A 15,460-nucleotide genomic window follows, 5' to 3' on the forward strand; every position below is an offset into this window, starting at 1 on the left:
AACTTTACACTTTTTACGAGCTATCAAATAGAATACTAACTTTCCTCACCCTTAAAACTTATACGTTGTTGATATGGATTTACATTTTGAAGAAGCAAATAATTTTTTAGAGCACTTAGAACTCTTACAAATTATTCATGCATCAAATACTTCAAATGAGTTCAAAAAAAATATTGGTCAATTTTTTACATCTAAAGAGATAGCTAGCTTCATGTCTTCCTTGATCTCAGTAGAGGGAGATATTTATAAGTTATTGGATTCATGTGCTGGGCTGGGAATGTTATCTATCAGTACAATTCTTTTTTTAGTTAGTAAGGGCGTGAAAAAAATACATTTAGATGCTTATGAAATTGATTTAGATACAGCAAAAAAATTACAAGATAATTTAGAAAACCTAAAAAAGTTACTAAATATAGATCTTAGCTTCAAAGTTTTTATTGAAGATTTTCTATTGAAAGAAACGAATGAAGAATATGATATTACGGTAATTAATCCACCCTACTTCAAGCTTTCTAAAGATAGTAAATACCGAACAAATAAGAATGGACTTATAAAAAAGAGTCCTAATATTTATGCATCATTTATATTAAAATCAATAAATCAACTCAAAAAAAATGGACAATTAATTTTTATTACACCTCGCAGTTTTACAAATGGTTCAAATTTTGAAGAGTTTAGAAATAAATTAATTAATGACAACTGTATAGAATACATACATTTATTTAATTCAAGGATTGCCATCTTTAAAAATGATAAAATTCAACAAGAAAATGTAATTTTTAAAATTAAAAGATCAAGTATTCAACTTGAAATTACTATTAGTAATTCAGATTGTATTGAACAATTGACATCAGAAAATTTGAATATTCAAAAATATCCTTCAAGTATTATTTTAAATCAATCTCGAAAAAATATTATTGCTATCCCTAGAAATAAAAAATCTATGGATCTATATCTTCAGCTTTTAAATTTTACAGAAACATTTAATCAACAAGGATACAAGGTTTCAACTGGAAAAATTGTACAATTTAGGAATAAAAATATTATTGATGATTGGCAACCCAATTCGATTATAGTTTATAATTCACATCATATTAGCCCTAACAATTTTAATTTATTAGAATATAAAAACTCTAAAAAGAATAAATTCTTTTTAATGAGGGGAGAATACCAAAAATGGTTAATTAAAAATCAAAATTATATATTTTTAAGAAGAATAAGTGTAAAAGAAAGCCGCCATAGAATTGCTCTAGGCATATACTTTTCTGAAAAATCTAATGAATTTTTAGCCGTAGAAAATCATCTTAACTATATTTATCATACCAGTAGAAAAATAAGTAAATTAGAAATCTTAGGTTTAGCGATATTTTTAAAATCTGAATTAATCGATAATTATTTTTCAGTAATCTCAGGTCTTACACAAATTAATGCTTCTGATATTAGAGATATACCTATTCCATCTAAAGAATATCTTGAAAGCCTTGGGATTAACTATACATCACATTCTGCACTCTCTAACTGACTAATATATGAGCTTATTTTTTGATTTAAACTTGCTGATAAATTTAAGTCAACATCTAAGATATGTTGTTCTGCCTCAATACTTTTCTCTTGAAGAAAATATTCTTTTTCTGCAAAAGTTAGGATGGTATCTACAAAATTATCCATTAACAGAAAAATTAAATCTTTCAAAACATCAAACTTGTGTAAATCTATAAGTGTTTGAGGATCATTCTTGTTCCCGTGTGCGATATGATTTCGAGAATCGATAAGAGTTTTATCTAGGATCTGCACAAGAATATTAGGATTTAAATTTCCACTATTGATAAAAGATTTTTGTGGTGGAAGCTCAAAACATGGATAAAATTTTATTCCTAGGCAGTCAAATATATTCTTATAAATACTTGAACTTAAATTACTATTAGTATCAATAATAGAGGAATCTCGCTCTTTATTCATATCAATATTTAAGAAAAATTTATTTTCCATTTTTTCAGCATAATCTTTAACTATTCTATTAAACAATTCCATAGATAAAGAATTTTTTTGACTTTGCTTTATTTGATCTGATGCTGAAAAAAAATGCCCTTTAATAACAAGAACATGAAAGTTTTCTGTTAATCTTTTAGAAGGAATTTCTTTATTTACAATATATTTTAAATACTGTTTAGCAGTCCTTTTTATAAATCCCTCCCAATGACTATAAATAAGTAATATCAAAGACTTTCTAACAGCCTTTTCAACTTGTTCCGTAATCAAACGATCAGTCGAAGGATATTTTATTTCTGTATTGAAGTCTTGAATTTCTGCTTTTCTCCAGCTCAAATCCCTATAAATTTCATTTTCGAATTCTTCAAAATTACTACACATTTTTAAAATACTCTCGAGAAAAGTCATTTAAAATTTTGAAGCGTTCTAAAGCTTTTCTTCCACGTTTAGATCCATTTTTAAAACAATCTTGATTCTCTATTTCTTTATAAATTTCTAAAAATTTATTTTTATTTTCAATAATATTATCTATATTGCTTGCCACTCCAACCAATAAAGCTTCATACTTACTTAAATTAAACGCCCCAACTTCTTTCTTTTTAAATATATTTTCATTTACTTCTTCTTTTAGGAATTTTAATGTTTTATCTAAAATATTAAGTTCCATTGCTAAATTAAACTCACTATTAATTAACAAAATAGTTTCATCATCAATAAACTCTTTCATCAACGTTGTTGTATATGGATACTTAGACATATCATAAATATTACCTTTCGCAATTAAATATCTTAAAAGTAGTTCAAGATGATAATCTGTTTCTATTTTTCCTTTTTTAATCTTTAATAACTCTTTAAATGTAGATGTTTCAACGAATTCTTTTAATCTATTATAAAAGTTTTCACTTTTCATAATAATTATACAATTCCTCTTTTCTTGATCAGAAAGAGAACTGCCTCCAGTATTCAAACGTTGGAACATTTCAAATTTTGTTTCTTCATACTTAACCGTTGATATTGATACAACGTCTAAGTAATGGCGTTTAATTAGTCGTTGAATATCAACACCCAATTCGCCCCAACTTAAACCATTTAAATTATCTAGTTTTTTTAAACCTGTTAGTTTAAATCCTTTCTTCTTTTCTATTTCACTTTCTTCTAATTCTGTATCAGTTTCAACTTCAACGTCCTCATCATCTTCATCTATATCATCATTATTATTATCTGCGAGTTCAGCTTCTAAATTATCAGTAAATTGTAAGATAGTAGATAAACGTTGTACACCATCGATAACAGTCCATATTGATTGTATATCAACAGACACAAATATTGGAGGTAAAGGTATACCTAAAATAATAGATTCTATTAATCTAGATTTTTGAATTAAAGACCATCTAAATACTCGTTGAAAATTTGGATTCAGAATTAGTTCATTATTTTTATAAATAGAAATAACCTCCCCAATTGAAAGCCTTACATTATCGGGCTTAATCTCTTCTCTTGCTTTTTGAATTGTATTTAGTATTTCTTTTTGCTGTTCATCAGTAAGCATGTTTAAACTCAAATAATTTTTTATTTAATCCTTTGAATGATAACACAACTTTCTTAACTTTCAATATATCAATATATCAATATATTACCTCCATAATCGCTAGTAGCTTTCTATTTGGAGAAGCTGAAATAAAATATAGTACTCTAGAAATACCTTGCTCATAATCTATAATAATACTTTCAGATTCATATAAATCATTTTTAGCACAGCAACTTAACAAATTAAATAATATATGCTCTTTTAACTTAACATTTTCTACAGTTAAAAAAATAGCCTCTCTTATTTACAAAATAAAAGAAGCTATTTTCAAACATAAGTTTTTGATTTAAATTTAATTAAAAACAAAAAATCAAAAACAACTTAACAAGTTCTTTCTATATATGATCTAGAACGGTAAATCGTCATCTAAATCAGCTGGTGCAGACGCTGGTTGCTGTGGTGCTTTAGGAGCGAAACCGCCACCTTGTGGGCTATTGCCACCATTACCGAAACCACCTTGGCCACCATAACCACCGCCATTGTTTTGACCGTAGCCGCCACCTTGGTTGTTATTTTGATAACCGCCACCTTGTTGAGGTGCATTAAAACGTGGTTGATTAAAATCATTACCGCCAGCGAAACCTTGTTCACCTTGTTGACGAGCATCTAACATTTGCATCTGGTCGCCACGGATTTCTGTAGTGTAACGTTCCTGACCATTTTGGTCTGTCCACTGACGCGTACGTAATGAACCTTCGATATAAACCTTAGAACCTTTACGTAAAAACTGCTGAGCAATTTCCCCTAAACGGTTATGCAAAACAATACGGTGCCATTCTGTTTGTTCTTTACGTTCACCTGACGTTTTATCGGTCCAAACTTCACTTGTCGCGATTGAAAACTGGGTTAACGAGCCCCCATTTGGAAAAGTTTTTGTTTCAGGATCACGACCCAAAGTACCAACCAAAATAACCTTATTTACACCACGCATTAGCTGTCTTCATCCTATTCATTTCTATGTTTTACTTTATAAGAGTTATGCTTAAATGGCTACCTCTTTACCAAACAACTGCGTTAAATCACGTCGTGCAGCATCATCAAGAGACTGTTTATCGACTTTAATATAAGCAACTTGCTGGTCAGGCATCACCACAACTTCTTCAATACCACGAATTGCCAATAGCTGTGTGGTCCACTCATTCACCTGTTGCACTTGCGGCAATGGCAACACAATCGATGACAAATACCGCGGCTGAGCTAAACCAAAACTAATTAGCAGCCATATTATAGCAATCCCTGCTAAGACACTCCATCCAATCGCAGTATTATGTAACATCAATAATTGACCACCTAGCGTGCCACCAAAAAAAGCACCTAAGAACTGGCTACTGGCATTTACACCCATGGCAGTAGCTTTTGACTGGATTGGAGCTGACTTTGACAACCAAGAAGGCAATAAAGCTTCCATTACATTAAAGGCAATAAAGAAAATACCTAAGCCTGCGAGCAAGACATATTTAGACTGATAACCAAATATGAGAAGCAGCAACCCCACAATAATGCCTGTAATTGCCGTTAAGAAAATGCCTCGCATTTTGCGATATTTTTCAGCGATGATAATGCTTGGAAATGCAAAAAATAAACTAATCACCAACAGTGGCAAATACACCAAGCCGTGGCTCGCCAGAGGAATATGCGCAAACTCGATAAGCTGTGAAGGCACATAAATAAACATAGCTGTCAGCAATAAATGCAATGCAAAAACCGAAACGTGTAAACGGTTTAAATCACCCATTTGAATGACTTGCTTAAGCTGCGCCATATAGCCTTGCTGATAGTTACGATGATGGCGGGTCACTTTAGGCACAAGCAATAGCATCGCAATCGCAATCAAACCCATAATGGTCGTGACAAAAAACAGGCCAGAAATACCAACAATGCTGGTGAGCCAAGGCCCAAGACTAAAAGCGACTACAAAAGATAAGCCAATACTCATGCCCATGGCAGCCATGGCTTTAGTTCGCTGTTCTTCACGTGTGACATCGGCCAAAAGTGCCATCACGACTGCTGAAACTGCACCCGCACCTGCTATGGCACGGCCAATAATCACGCCATAAATCGTGTCAGATAAACCCGCAATTGCACCACCAATCGCAAACAGTAACAGGCCAAATACCACAAGCGGTTTACGACTAAAACGGTCAGCCAGTAAGCTAAATGGAATTTGTAAAATAGCCTGACTTAAGCCATATACACCCACAGCCAAACCAATGAGTGCCGGAGTCGCATATTGATATGACTGCCCGACTACAGAAAAAACCGGAATAATCATGAACAAACCCAACATGCGTAGCGCAAAAATACTACTTAAAGCAAAAGTTGAGCGGCGTTCCAAAGCATTCATCATATCAATACACGTTATCAAACTAGGCAAATTATAAGCCGATTCGTTTCTAAAAATACGGGAGAGATGATTTAAAATAACGATTTCGGCTGAAAAAAATAAAGAGGCATTTAGCCTCTTTATTCTATCGAACTTTACTGAAAATTAGCTTAAGACGACTCTTGTTCGCGTTTCGCATATTGGATAGATGCAATCACTGCCCATGCAATAAATGCAACACCAATGAGGCCTGTCACGACTTCCGGTATATGTAAACCTGTACCACTTGCAATCATAATGAAAGCCAAAGCACCAATCGCATAATGGGCACCATGCTCTAAGAACACATAAGCGTCTAATGTGCCCTTTTCAACAAGATAAACCGTCATTGAACGAACGAACATCGCACCAATTGCAAGACCCAACATAATCACGACAACGTCGCTGGTAATTGCAAATGCACCAATTACACCATCAAAACTAAATGATGCATCTAACACTTCAAGGTATAAGAAACCGCCTAAACCGGCTTTAATCACACCAGAAGCAGCACCTGAACCATCTTGCATGACTGCATTACCATCTTCATCAATTTCAGGTTCGCCGCCCAATAAATGACTAAGAACTTGTACACCAATGTAAACCACAATGCCCCAAACGCCAGCCATGGTTACAGCTAAACGCTCATGATCTTCAACATAGCCCGCCATTACAATTAATGCGATGAGTGCAATAAAAACCGACATTGCTGGTACATTGGCTAGGTCAGATAATTTAACTTCAAGCCATCTGAACCAATGGGTTTCTTTCTCTTCATCAAAGAAGAAGTTTAAGAAAACCAACAATAAGAATGTTCCACCAAATGCAGAAATTTCCGCATGGTGAGCCATTAAACGTTCAGAATAGGTTTTTGGATCATTGAGTGCCATTTTAGCAACTTCAATAAAGCCCATGTCGGCAGTCATAGAAACAATCAAGACAGGGAAAATCAATCGCATACCAAAAACGGCTATGAGAATACCGACTGTCAAAAAGATCATTTTCCAAAAATGATCCCATCCACGAAGTACCGATGCATTTACGACAGCATTGTCAAAAGATAATGAAACCTCCATTACAGCTAAAATTGCAGTAATAGTTAAAGCTTTAAACATGGTCGACACGCCAGCTTCAGGTCCATGGGTAAAACCCCAGTAAGCGGCGAGTGCTAAACACACCACCGTAAAAAATATCGAAAATCGGAAATGCTTCATGGATCAGACCTATACCAAGAACTAAATTTAATCTTTATTAAAAACCGCGGCTATTATATCGATAATTAACCACAAAACGATGTTGTTTTATGCCGTTATTACCTTTACTTTATCTTCATGTTTAATAAAGAAATTTATAATATTTAATTAACTTGTTAATCGTATTAAATATTTTCTTGCGATATATCTATCATTATTATTTTTGTATTTTAAAATTGATTTAAAATCGAGGTTAGCTGTCTAATTTTAAATGGAATGATTTTATGCTTTTTTCTCAAGAACTCTGGCAACGTAATTTAAATTTATATCAAAAAATTCTCGACCTGCCTTTTAATCAGGAACTTGCTAACGGTACTTTAGATAAAGAAGCTTTTTGTCATTATGTCATTCAAGATGCTCAATACTTAGTGGCCTATGGTCGCGTACTGGCTGTTGCAGCAGCAAAAGCCTTTGATGCTGACGATATTATGCAGTTTTCAGATGCAGCTAAAATTGCAATTGTGGTTGAGCGCAGTTTGCATGATGACTTTATGAAAAATTTTGGTGTCACCAAAGAAGAATTTCAAAATACACCACTGACCTTGGCAGGCCATCATTACACTTCATTTTTGACAGCAACTGCTTGGTCTGAAAGCTACCCTGTTGTACTTGCTGCACTTTTACCTTGCTTCTGGATTTATGCCGAAGTCGGTAAAGATATTGTAAGCAAATCAATTCCTAACAACCCTTACCAAGCATGGATTGATACCTACGCAGGTGAAGAATTCCATACCGCCGTTCGCAATGTGATTGCCACTGTAGACAAAGTTGCTGCACGTTGTGATGCAGATACTTTAGAGAAAATGCATGCAGCTTATACCATGGGTGCAAAACTTGAATGGTTATTTTGGGATAGCGCCTACCATCAAAGACAATGGTTAGGTTTAGATCAGATCTAAATCAAGCTGAGGCTCTGACCATTTACTTCGTTAAATGGTCAGTCTTTCATTTAACTTTGAAACAACTGCCAACCATAAATTAACCCTGCCGCAGCGACCACCCAACAAAGCGTTGCCAAGCCCAGACACGACCACATCGACACGCGTGTTGCCAGCATGTAAACCGCAACTAAATAAATGGCATAAGGAATAAGTGACCATAGACCAAACAGAGCCGTTTTTTGTAACGCTTCGGCTCCTTTTTGCTGAAAAACAATCACATGAGCAATTAAAGCAAAGGTAGGAAAAAGCGGGACTAAACCTGCAATATAAAATGCCTTACTTTTCGATAAAATCGAAATAATAAGGACAACCCCAGCCCCCAACATACACTTTAAAAATAACGCCCACATGCGCTGATCCTATTTGGTCATTTCCATTTCAAAACGCTGTATTTTGCGCTTTTTAAAGAAAATTAACAGCGGCTAATGCAATCAATGCAGGAACTGCCTGAATATAAATAATCTTTTTACTTGCAGTCAGCCCACCATAAATACCCGCAATCAGTACACAGCCTAAAAAGAAGTTAGCAATTGATGTGGCAAATGGCGCATCAGCCAATAAAGACCAGAATAAACCTGCTGCTAAAAAGCCATTATAAAGACCTTGGTTCTGTGCCATGACTTTGGTGAGTTTTGCTTTTTCGGCATTATTTCCAAAGGCTTTCATGCCATAAGGTTTGTCCCACAAAAACATCTCTAACACTAAAATATAGACATGTAATATTGCGATAAGCGCAATGAATATTTGTCCGATCATACGTTTTTCCTTTTTATTTTAAAGATATGAAAAAAGATCAGTCTCTCGACTGATCTTTTTTATGTTTTACGGCTTTAGCAATACCTTGCCTTGACGAGCACCCTGCGTTGCTTTTTGAGCAGCAGTTTTAATCTCATCAAAACTAAATACACCCTCTACAGGCAAGATTAATTTTTTCTGAGTCGCTAATGTTAGCAGCTCAACGATCAGTTCCTTTTTACGTTCTGCAGGCATTTCTTTATTGACCACACTCGCCCAGAAACCTTTTACTGTCGCTTGTTTAAAAATCAAATCGCCCGATGAAATCTGCATGGTTTCGCCAGTCATACTACCAAACGAAACGAGTAGGCTATTTTCACTAAGTAGATTTAGCATTTCACCACTTGCGCTACCACCAATCGAGTCCACACCAGCAATAAGAGGTTGATCACCATGAATCTGTTTAACTTGCTCTTTCCAATTCGGCTGATCAGTCGCAACCACATGTTGGATGCCTAATGCTTGCATCTCGGCAATTGCATCAGTACGACGAACCAGATTAATCACAGGTAAACCACGTGCCTGTGCAATCATCGCAACCGTTTTACCTACTGCACCATTTGCCGTGTTTTGGATTAACCATTGACCCGGTTGAACGTTAACAAAGTCTAAAAGCATGAGAGCACTAATTGGCATACCAATCAGTTGCGCTGCTGTTTCATCATCAATTTCATTATTTAAAGGAATAAGGCCTTGAGCTGGTGCAATAAAGTATTCAGCCCAACTTCCATGCACAGCTGCCACAGCAATACGCTGGCCTACCTGTACATGAGTAACGCCTTCACCCAAGGCATCTACAATACCAACACCTTCACTACCACCAATCGCAGGTAGAGTTGGCTTATAGCCATAGCTTCCGCGTACTGTCCATACATCATGATTATGGATAGGAGACATAATGGTTTTAATACGCACTTCGCCTGCTTTCGGCTTTGGCTTTGGCATATCCGCCTGCTCTAAAACGTCTACAGGTTCGCCAAAATTACGATGGATAATACTTCGCATGCTTTATTCCTCTATCGGTTTTAAGAGTTGTTGGGTGGTTTCTAAGGCTACGTATAAATGCGCTTTGTCTTGCGACAGTTTTGTGAGTAAAGCAGCACCTAACCATAACTGATACATGACTTGCGCAGTTTTTAAAGGCTCAATATGTTTTGGAATTGAACCTTCTTGTTGACCTTCTTTAATTAGCAAAGCCAAACGTTGCGTTAGTTTGTGTACGCCTTCATTAAGAATCTGGCGCATATCTTCTGATAAGTCCGAAACCTCGGCTGCCAGTTTCACAATTAGACAGTTTTCAGCCCAGCTACCATTTACTGGATCATCAATCCACGCCTGCCATAAGGCCATTAAACGGGCATGGGCGCTTTGCTCACCGTGCTGCCAAAGTTGTTCCATACGAACTTTATAATCAGTCATGTATTGCTCGAGCAACGCACAGCCGAAAGCCTCTTTCGAAGCAAAGTAGTGATAGAACGACCCTTTAGGTACGTCACAAGACTTTAAGATTTCTTGCAAACCAACACCGACGAACCCTTTACGTAGTACTAGCTCAAAGCTGGTATCTAGAATGTGTTGTCGTGTAGTTTCGCTTTTGTTTAATCGTTTCATACATTCATCATAAACAACTATTAGACCAGTCGTCTAGTAAAATTATGTTGCTTGTGAAAATAGGCTAAGAGTAGAAATGTAGAGTGAGGAATGTTAAAAATACAATCTGCTTATTTAAACAAATTTTGTCGATTGTCGTTTAACCGTCACAATTTGTCGCTTTAAATCATTTTGTAGCACTTGAACAATTTTAAATCGTTATCATATAGGGTCTGTTGTTTATAAATAGCCATATCTCCCTGTGACTAATCAAACAACACCTAAATTTTCATCAATACATAATTGAGATGTTTTATGAGCCAAAGTCATATCCGTATTCGAGGCGCACGTACCCATAACTTAAAAAATGTGTCTCTCGATATTCCACGCGACAAATTTGTGGTGATTACGGGGCTATCAGGTTCAGGAAAATCTTCTCTTGCCTTTGATACCTTGTACGCTGAAGGACAACGCCGTTACGTCGAATCACTTTCGGCCTATGCTCGTCAGTTTTTATCGCAAATGGAAAAACCTGAAGTTGACTCGATTGAGGGTTTATCACCAGCGATTGCAATTGAGCAAAAATCTACCAGTCACAACCCACGCTCAACCGTCGGTACCATTACCGAAATTTATGACTATTTACGTTTGCTTTATGCCCGTGTCGGTACGCCTTATTGCCCTGAACACGACTTACCTATGGTTGCACAAACCGTTTCTGAAATGGTCGATGCAGTAAAAACGCTTGAGGAAGGTACAGCACTTATGTTGCTTGCCCCAGTGGTACGTGAGCGTAAAGGTGAGTACAGCAACCTGTTCGAACAACTACAAGGTCAAGGTTTTGTTCGTGCCCGTGTAGATGGCGAAATTATTGATATTGATACGCCACCGGAACTCGACAAAAAGAAAAAACATACCATTGAAGTCGTTGTTGACCGCTTCAAAGTACGTGATGACTTAGGCAACCGTATTGCTGAATCATTTGAGACAGCACTACGTTTAGGTGGTGATATTGCTGTTTTATCGTGGATGAATGGCGAACACCCAGATCGCGTTTTTTCTGCAAAACACTCATGCCCTGAGTGTGATCGCGCAGTTGCTGAACTTGAGCCACGTTTATTTTCATTTAACAACCCGTTTGGTGCCTGTCCTGTTTGTGATGGCTTAGGTACACGTAGCCATTTTAGTTCTGAGAAACTGATTCCAAATCCTGATCTTGCGATTAGCGAAGGTGCTATTCGTGGTTGGGATCGTCAACGTCCTTATTACTATTCAATGCTACAAAAAGTTGCCGACCACTTCGGTTTTCAACTTGATACGCCTTGGAACCAGTTAGATAAAGACACGCAAAAGAAATTTCTACAAGGTACTGGCAAAGAAAAAATCGATTTAAGTTATATCGATGAACGCGGCCGCAAACATACACGCGTACAACCTTTTGAAGGAATTTTGCCACACCTTGAGCGTCGCTACCGTGAAACTGAAAGTAACTATGTACGTGATGATTTAGCTCAATATTTATCTAATGCAGCATGTGATGCATGTGGTGGTTCACGTCTAAATGAAATTTCACGTCATGTTCGTGTAAAAGATAAAACCATTGCAGACATTACCCGCATGTCGATTGGCGATGCAGAAAGCTATTATCAAGATTTAAATCTTGAAGGTGCTAAAGGCGAAATTGCCGATAAAATTTTTAAAGAGATTCGTGAGCGTCTGCACTTCTTAGTGAGTGTTGGTCTGAACTATTTAAGTCTGGCTCGTTCTGCCGAAACACTATCGGGTGGTGAAGCTCAGCGTATCCGTTTAGCCTCGCAAATTGGTGCAGGTTTGATGGGCGTCATGTATGTCCTTGATGAACCATCAATTGGTCTCCATCAACGCGATAATGATCGTTTATTACAAACTCTGATTCGCTTACGTGATTTAGGTAATACGGTATTAGTCGTTGAACACGACGAAGATGCCATTCGTGCGGCTGACCATATTATTGATATTGGTCCAGGTGCGGGTGTGCATGGTGGTGTGATTATTGCTGAAGGTACTTATGATGAATTGGCTAACCATGTTGACTCTCTTACAGGTCAATATCTTTCAGGCAAGCTTAAAATTGAGGTGCCAAAAAAACGTACTCAATCGCCACGTCCAGATGAATTCATCAAACTTTCAGGTGCAGCAGGCCATAACTTAAAAAATGTCGATTTAACCATTCCACTTGGCATTATGACTTGTGTGACGGGCGTTTCAGGTTCGGGTAAATCAACACTGATTAACCGTACGTTACTTCCACTGGCTGCAACACAGCTTAATGGTGCAACGACTTTAACAGCCGAAAAGTTTGACTCAATTGATGGTCTACAACACCTTGATAAAGTCGTTGATATTGACCAAAGCCCGATTGGACGTACACCACGTTCTAACCCTGCAACGTACACAGGGCTATTTACACCAATCCGTGAGTTATTTGCTCAAACTCCAGAGGCGAAAGCCCGTGGTTATAGTGCAGGTCGTTTCTCGTTTAACGTGAAAGGCGGACGCTGTGAAGCATGCGAAGGCGACGGCATGATTAAAGTCGCAATGCACTTCTTACCAGACATGTATGTACCTTGCGATGCTTGTCATGGTAAACGCTATAACCGTGAAACACTTGAAGTCGGTTATAAAGGCAAAAACATTTCTGATGTTTTAGAAATGACGGTTGAAGATGCTGCTGAGTTCTTTAGTGCTATTCCAGTCATTCACCGCCGCTTAGAAACCTTAACTCAGGTTGGCTTAGGCTATATTCGTTTAGGTCAGGCGGCTACTACACTCTCTGGTGGTGAAGCTCAACGTGTAAAACTCGCACGTGAGTTAGCAAAACGTGATACGGGTAAAACGCTTTATATCTTGGATGAACCGACAACAGGTCTGCACTTCCACGATATTGCCAAGCTACTCGATATTTTGCATGAGCTACGTAACAAGGGTAATACCATTGTGGTGATTGAACATAACCTTGACGTTATTAAAACAGCGGACTGGGTTGTGGACTTAGGCCCTGAAGGTGGTTCGGGTGGTGGTATGATCATTGCCGAAGGTACACCTGAACAAGTGGCTGAGGTCGAGATTTCCCATACGGGTCGTTTCTTGAAACCGATGTTGAAACAATAAAACAAAAAGCCGGAAAGTGATTTCCGGCTTTTTTATCCCTCTACAACATTTCGGCCCCGAGCTTTAGCTCTTAAGAGTGAACGATCTGCTTTTTCTAACAGCTCCATCCAGCTTGTCGCTCCAATCGCAAACCCTATACTGACTGATACATGTAATTTTTCATTTGAGCCAGATAAATTAATTTCTTCTAAAGCAATCGCAATACGAATTTTTTCCGCCAATAGACGCGCATCTAAAAACGGAACCTGTTCTAATAAAATTAAAAACTCATCACCACCATAACGCACAATTAGATCAGAAGCGCGTACATTCGCTTTCAATTGATCGGTAATACGCTTAATCACTTGGTCACCAACAATATGACCATATTGATCATTCACATCTTTAAAGCGATCTATATCAATAATCATTAAACAGGTTTGTGAAAACTTTTGAGGATAGCTCTCAACAATTTTTAAATACTCAGATAAAGCTAAACGGTTGGATACACCAGTTAACGGGTCTGTATTTGCAATATTTTTAAGTTGGAATTCAAACGCATCTCGCTGCTTAAGCATTCTTTGCAAACGGTCAATCGCTTCAAACAGTGAAATGAACTCACCTTTTTTAGGGTTCAATTCATCTACCGGATAATCTTTGCTATGAGACAAATCAAGAATTAAGGTACGAGCTTGAATAAGAGGCTCAAATACCCGCCTCTTTGCATAAATTAAGGTAAGTAAAGCAGCTGCTAACGATATGCTAGAAATAAGCAAAGTAAGAAAGAATTTCTTTTTTGCCAAATAGTTTTCTTGAGATGCAATCAAGACACTTTTATTAAGTAGAAAATTTTGTAAATCAATAACTGTTGTAAATTTATCAACGATTTGGTCTGTAAGTTCAGTTCCATTTAAATGGTAAGCCTCATGCTTCTGGCTTTCTTTTAAAAGTTGACCAACAATAGGCACACCTTTATCTAAAAATTCAGTTTTAACTCTTGCGTAAAGGCGATGATATTCAGGAGTCTTGGCTTGCTCAGACTGTAGCGTATCTACAAGTGCCCATAAGTAACGGGCTTGCTGTTGAGTCTGCAAAGAACGCGCCCGATTATCATTAGGAATCGTTTCTTTAAACGTCACTGGCGCAATAACATTAGATGCGGTACGACCGGCCTGATCACGCATGTCAGTTAAAACCACAATCAAAGTAAAATAGTTATTAATTTGGCTATCTTTACTTTTTAGCTGCAACATAAGCTTTTGCAAAATTTCCCGACAACTATCCCAAGCACCAAACATACCCAAAATGGCATTATCAAATTGCAAAGAGGTTCTTGCTTGTTCAGGTGTTGCGGCATAATAGTCGACTACAGCCCGCGCCTGTTTCAAATCATCTTTAAATTTAGTATCTAAAATACGTGCTAAATCGGAATAACCCTCTTCTTCTAAAATACGAATAGTTTCATTAATTTGCTGATCGACAGTAAGCCGATAGTCTAATAACTTCTTCTGATTTTTTAAAAAGTCGGCAGCGTTACTCGACATTAATTTATTTGCTGGCGCACGTTCTTTAGATACTTTATTTGCAACTTCAGCAATCGACTTTAAGCTTTTGATTTCAACCAACGCTTGTTTAGTTTTTAAATATTCTTGATAACTGCTGACAATAAGAGGTACAGCCATAAACAGTAAGGACAGAATAATGACCAACATAAAGAAAAATAGTCGATTACTGATATGTTCTGAACGTAATCCTGACATTTCTAGCTGGTACTCCGTAAATGCCCTACCATCATCACTACTATAAAATGAAG

Annotated in this window: 13 protein-coding genes; 3 read left to right on the top strand and 10 right to left on the bottom strand. The window is 36.9% G+C overall.

Annotation, left to right across the window (positions count from 1 at the left end):
* Positions 1 to 73: 73 nt before the first annotated feature.
* Positions 74 to 1,522 carry an Eco57I restriction-modification methylase domain-containing protein gene (locus J671_RS10795; protein ID WP_031982248.1) on the top strand — a complete coding sequence of 483 codons (1,449 nt, stop codon included), beginning with the start codon at positions 74 to 76 and terminating at the stop codon, positions 1,520 to 1,522.
* Here J671_RS10795 and J671_RS10800 read toward each other — a convergent pair.
* The 5 genes from J671_RS10800 to J671_RS10820 form a co-directional block, all read right to left on the bottom strand.
* On the bottom strand, positions 1,492 to 2,370 hold the full coding sequence (locus tag J671_RS10800; protein ID WP_133056942.1) for an MAE_28990/MAE_18760 family HEPN-like nuclease: 879 nt from the start codon (positions 2,368 to 2,370) through the stop codon (positions 1,492 to 1,494). The two genes, J671_RS10795 and J671_RS10800, sit on opposite strands and share 31 nt — an antisense overlap.
* The gene (locus J671_RS10805; RefSeq protein WP_031982250.1) at positions 2,363 to 3,538 is read right to left on the bottom strand and encodes a DUF262 domain-containing protein; all 1,176 of its coding nucleotides are present in this window, start codon (positions 3,536 to 3,538) and stop codon (positions 2,363 to 2,365) included. The genes J671_RS10800 and J671_RS10805 overlap by 8 nt, the downstream gene beginning before the upstream one ends.
* A gap of 385 nt (positions 3,539 to 3,923) precedes the next feature.
* A complete protein-coding gene (ssb, locus tag J671_RS10810) occupies positions 3,924 to 4,508 on the bottom strand; it encodes a single-stranded DNA-binding protein (protein ID WP_002053972.1) in 585 nt (194 codons plus the stop codon).
* Between the two features lie 51 nt (positions 4,509 to 4,559).
* Positions 4,560 to 5,924 (bottom strand): MFS transporter, encoded by a 1,365-nt coding sequence (locus J671_RS10815; RefSeq protein ID WP_031982251.1) that lies wholly within the window; start codon positions 5,922 to 5,924, stop codon positions 4,560 to 4,562.
* Between the two features lie 146 nt (positions 5,925 to 6,070).
* Entirely contained in the window at positions 6,071 to 7,153 is a 1,083-nt protein-coding gene (locus tag J671_RS10820) for a DUF475 domain-containing protein (protein ID WP_002054048.1), read from the bottom strand.
* A 263-nt stretch (positions 7,154 to 7,416) separates the two neighbouring features.
* Between J671_RS10820 and tenA the strand changes: the two genes are divergently transcribed.
* Positions 7,417 to 8,091, top strand: a complete 675-nt coding sequence (tenA, locus tag J671_RS10825; RefSeq protein WP_000899420.1) for a thiaminase II — start codon at positions 7,417 to 7,419, stop codon at positions 8,089 to 8,091.
* Positions 8,092 to 8,141: 50 nt separating this feature from the next.
* On the opposite strand, the gene J671_RS10830 is transcribed toward tenA, so the two are convergent.
* The 4 genes from J671_RS10830 to J671_RS10845 all read right to left on the bottom strand — a co-directional run bounded on the left by J671_RS10830 (position 8,142) and on the right by J671_RS10845 (position 10,539).
* The gene (locus J671_RS10830) at positions 8,142 to 8,483 is read right to left on the bottom strand and encodes a GlpM family protein (protein ID WP_002053924.1); all 342 of its coding nucleotides are present in this window, start codon (positions 8,481 to 8,483) and stop codon (positions 8,142 to 8,144) included.
* A gap of 52 nt (positions 8,484 to 8,535) precedes the next feature.
* A complete protein-coding gene (locus tag J671_RS10835; RefSeq protein ID WP_000580161.1) occupies positions 8,536 to 8,889 on the bottom strand; it encodes a DUF1304 domain-containing protein in 354 nt (117 codons plus the stop codon).
* Positions 8,890 to 8,955: 66 nt separating this feature from the next.
* The gene (locus J671_RS10840; protein WP_031982253.1) at positions 8,956 to 9,933 is read right to left on the bottom strand and encodes a zinc-binding dehydrogenase; all 978 of its coding nucleotides are present in this window, start codon (positions 9,931 to 9,933) and stop codon (positions 8,956 to 8,958) included.
* A 3-nt stretch (positions 9,934 to 9,936) separates the two neighbouring features.
* The gene (locus tag J671_RS10845) at positions 9,937 to 10,539 is read right to left on the bottom strand and encodes a TetR/AcrR family transcriptional regulator (RefSeq protein WP_031982254.1); all 603 of its coding nucleotides are present in this window, start codon (positions 10,537 to 10,539) and stop codon (positions 9,937 to 9,939) included.
* 294 nt (positions 10,540 to 10,833) lie between these two features.
* Between J671_RS10845 and uvrA the strand changes: the two genes are divergently transcribed.
* Complete coding sequence (gene uvrA, locus J671_RS10850) at positions 10,834 to 13,668, top strand: excinuclease ABC subunit UvrA (RefSeq protein WP_031982255.1); 2,835 nt, start codon at positions 10,834 to 10,836, stop codon at positions 13,666 to 13,668.
* A 32-nt stretch (positions 13,669 to 13,700) separates the two neighbouring features.
* On the opposite strand, the gene J671_RS10855 is transcribed toward uvrA, so the two are convergent.
* Entirely contained in the window at positions 13,701 to 15,407 is a 1,707-nt protein-coding gene (locus J671_RS10855; protein WP_031982257.1) for a GGDEF domain-containing protein, read from the bottom strand.
* Positions 15,408 to 15,460: the final 53 nt, after the last annotated feature.

The sequence above is a fragment of the Acinetobacter sp. 1130196 genome (assembly GCF_000588095.1).
GTDB lineage: Bacteria > Pseudomonadota > Gammaproteobacteria > Pseudomonadales > Moraxellaceae > Acinetobacter > Acinetobacter nosocomialis.

Bases quoted from the DNA above. Each gene is read 5' to 3' on its own strand.
- J671_RS10805 (WP_031982250.1), bottom strand. From the start codon at position 3,538: ATGCTTACTGATGAACAGCAAAAAGAAATACTAAATACAATTCAAAAA.
- J671_RS10795 (WP_031982248.1), top strand. From the start codon at position 74: ATGGATTTACATTTTGAAGAAGCAAATAATTTTTTAGAGCACTTAGAA.
- J671_RS10800 (WP_133056942.1), bottom strand. From the start codon at position 2,370: ATGTGTAGTAATTTTGAAGAATTCGAAAATGAAATTTATAGGGATTTG.
- J671_RS10845 (WP_031982254.1), bottom strand. From the start codon at position 10,539: ATGAAACGATTAAACAAAAGCGAAACTACACGACAACACATTCTAGAT.
- ssb (WP_002053972.1), bottom strand. From the start codon at position 4,508: ATGCGTGGTGTAAATAAGGTTATTTTGGTTGGTACTTTGGGTCGTGAT.
- J671_RS10820 (WP_002054048.1), bottom strand. From the start codon at position 7,153: ATGAAGCATTTCCGATTTTCGATATTTTTTACGGTGGTGTGTTTAGCA.
- J671_RS10835 (WP_000580161.1), bottom strand. From the start codon at position 8,889: ATGATCGGACAAATATTCATTGCGCTTATCGCAATATTACATGTCTAT.
- J671_RS10855 (WP_031982257.1), bottom strand. From the start codon at position 15,407: ATGTCAGGATTACGTTCAGAACATATCAGTAATCGACTATTTTTCTTT.
- tenA (WP_000899420.1), top strand. From the start codon at position 7,417: ATGCTTTTTTCTCAAGAACTCTGGCAACGTAATTTAAATTTATATCAA.
- J671_RS10840 (WP_031982253.1), bottom strand. From the start codon at position 9,933: ATGCGAAGTATTATCCATCGTAATTTTGGCGAACCTGTAGACGTTTTA.
- uvrA (WP_031982255.1), top strand. From the start codon at position 10,834: ATGAGCCAAAGTCATATCCGTATTCGAGGCGCACGTACCCATAACTTA.
- J671_RS10815 (WP_031982251.1), bottom strand. From the start codon at position 5,924: ATGATGAATGCTTTGGAACGCCGCTCAACTTTTGCTTTAAGTAGTATT.
- J671_RS10830 (WP_002053924.1), bottom strand. From the start codon at position 8,483: ATGTGGGCGTTATTTTTAAAGTGTATGTTGGGGGCTGGGGTTGTCCTT.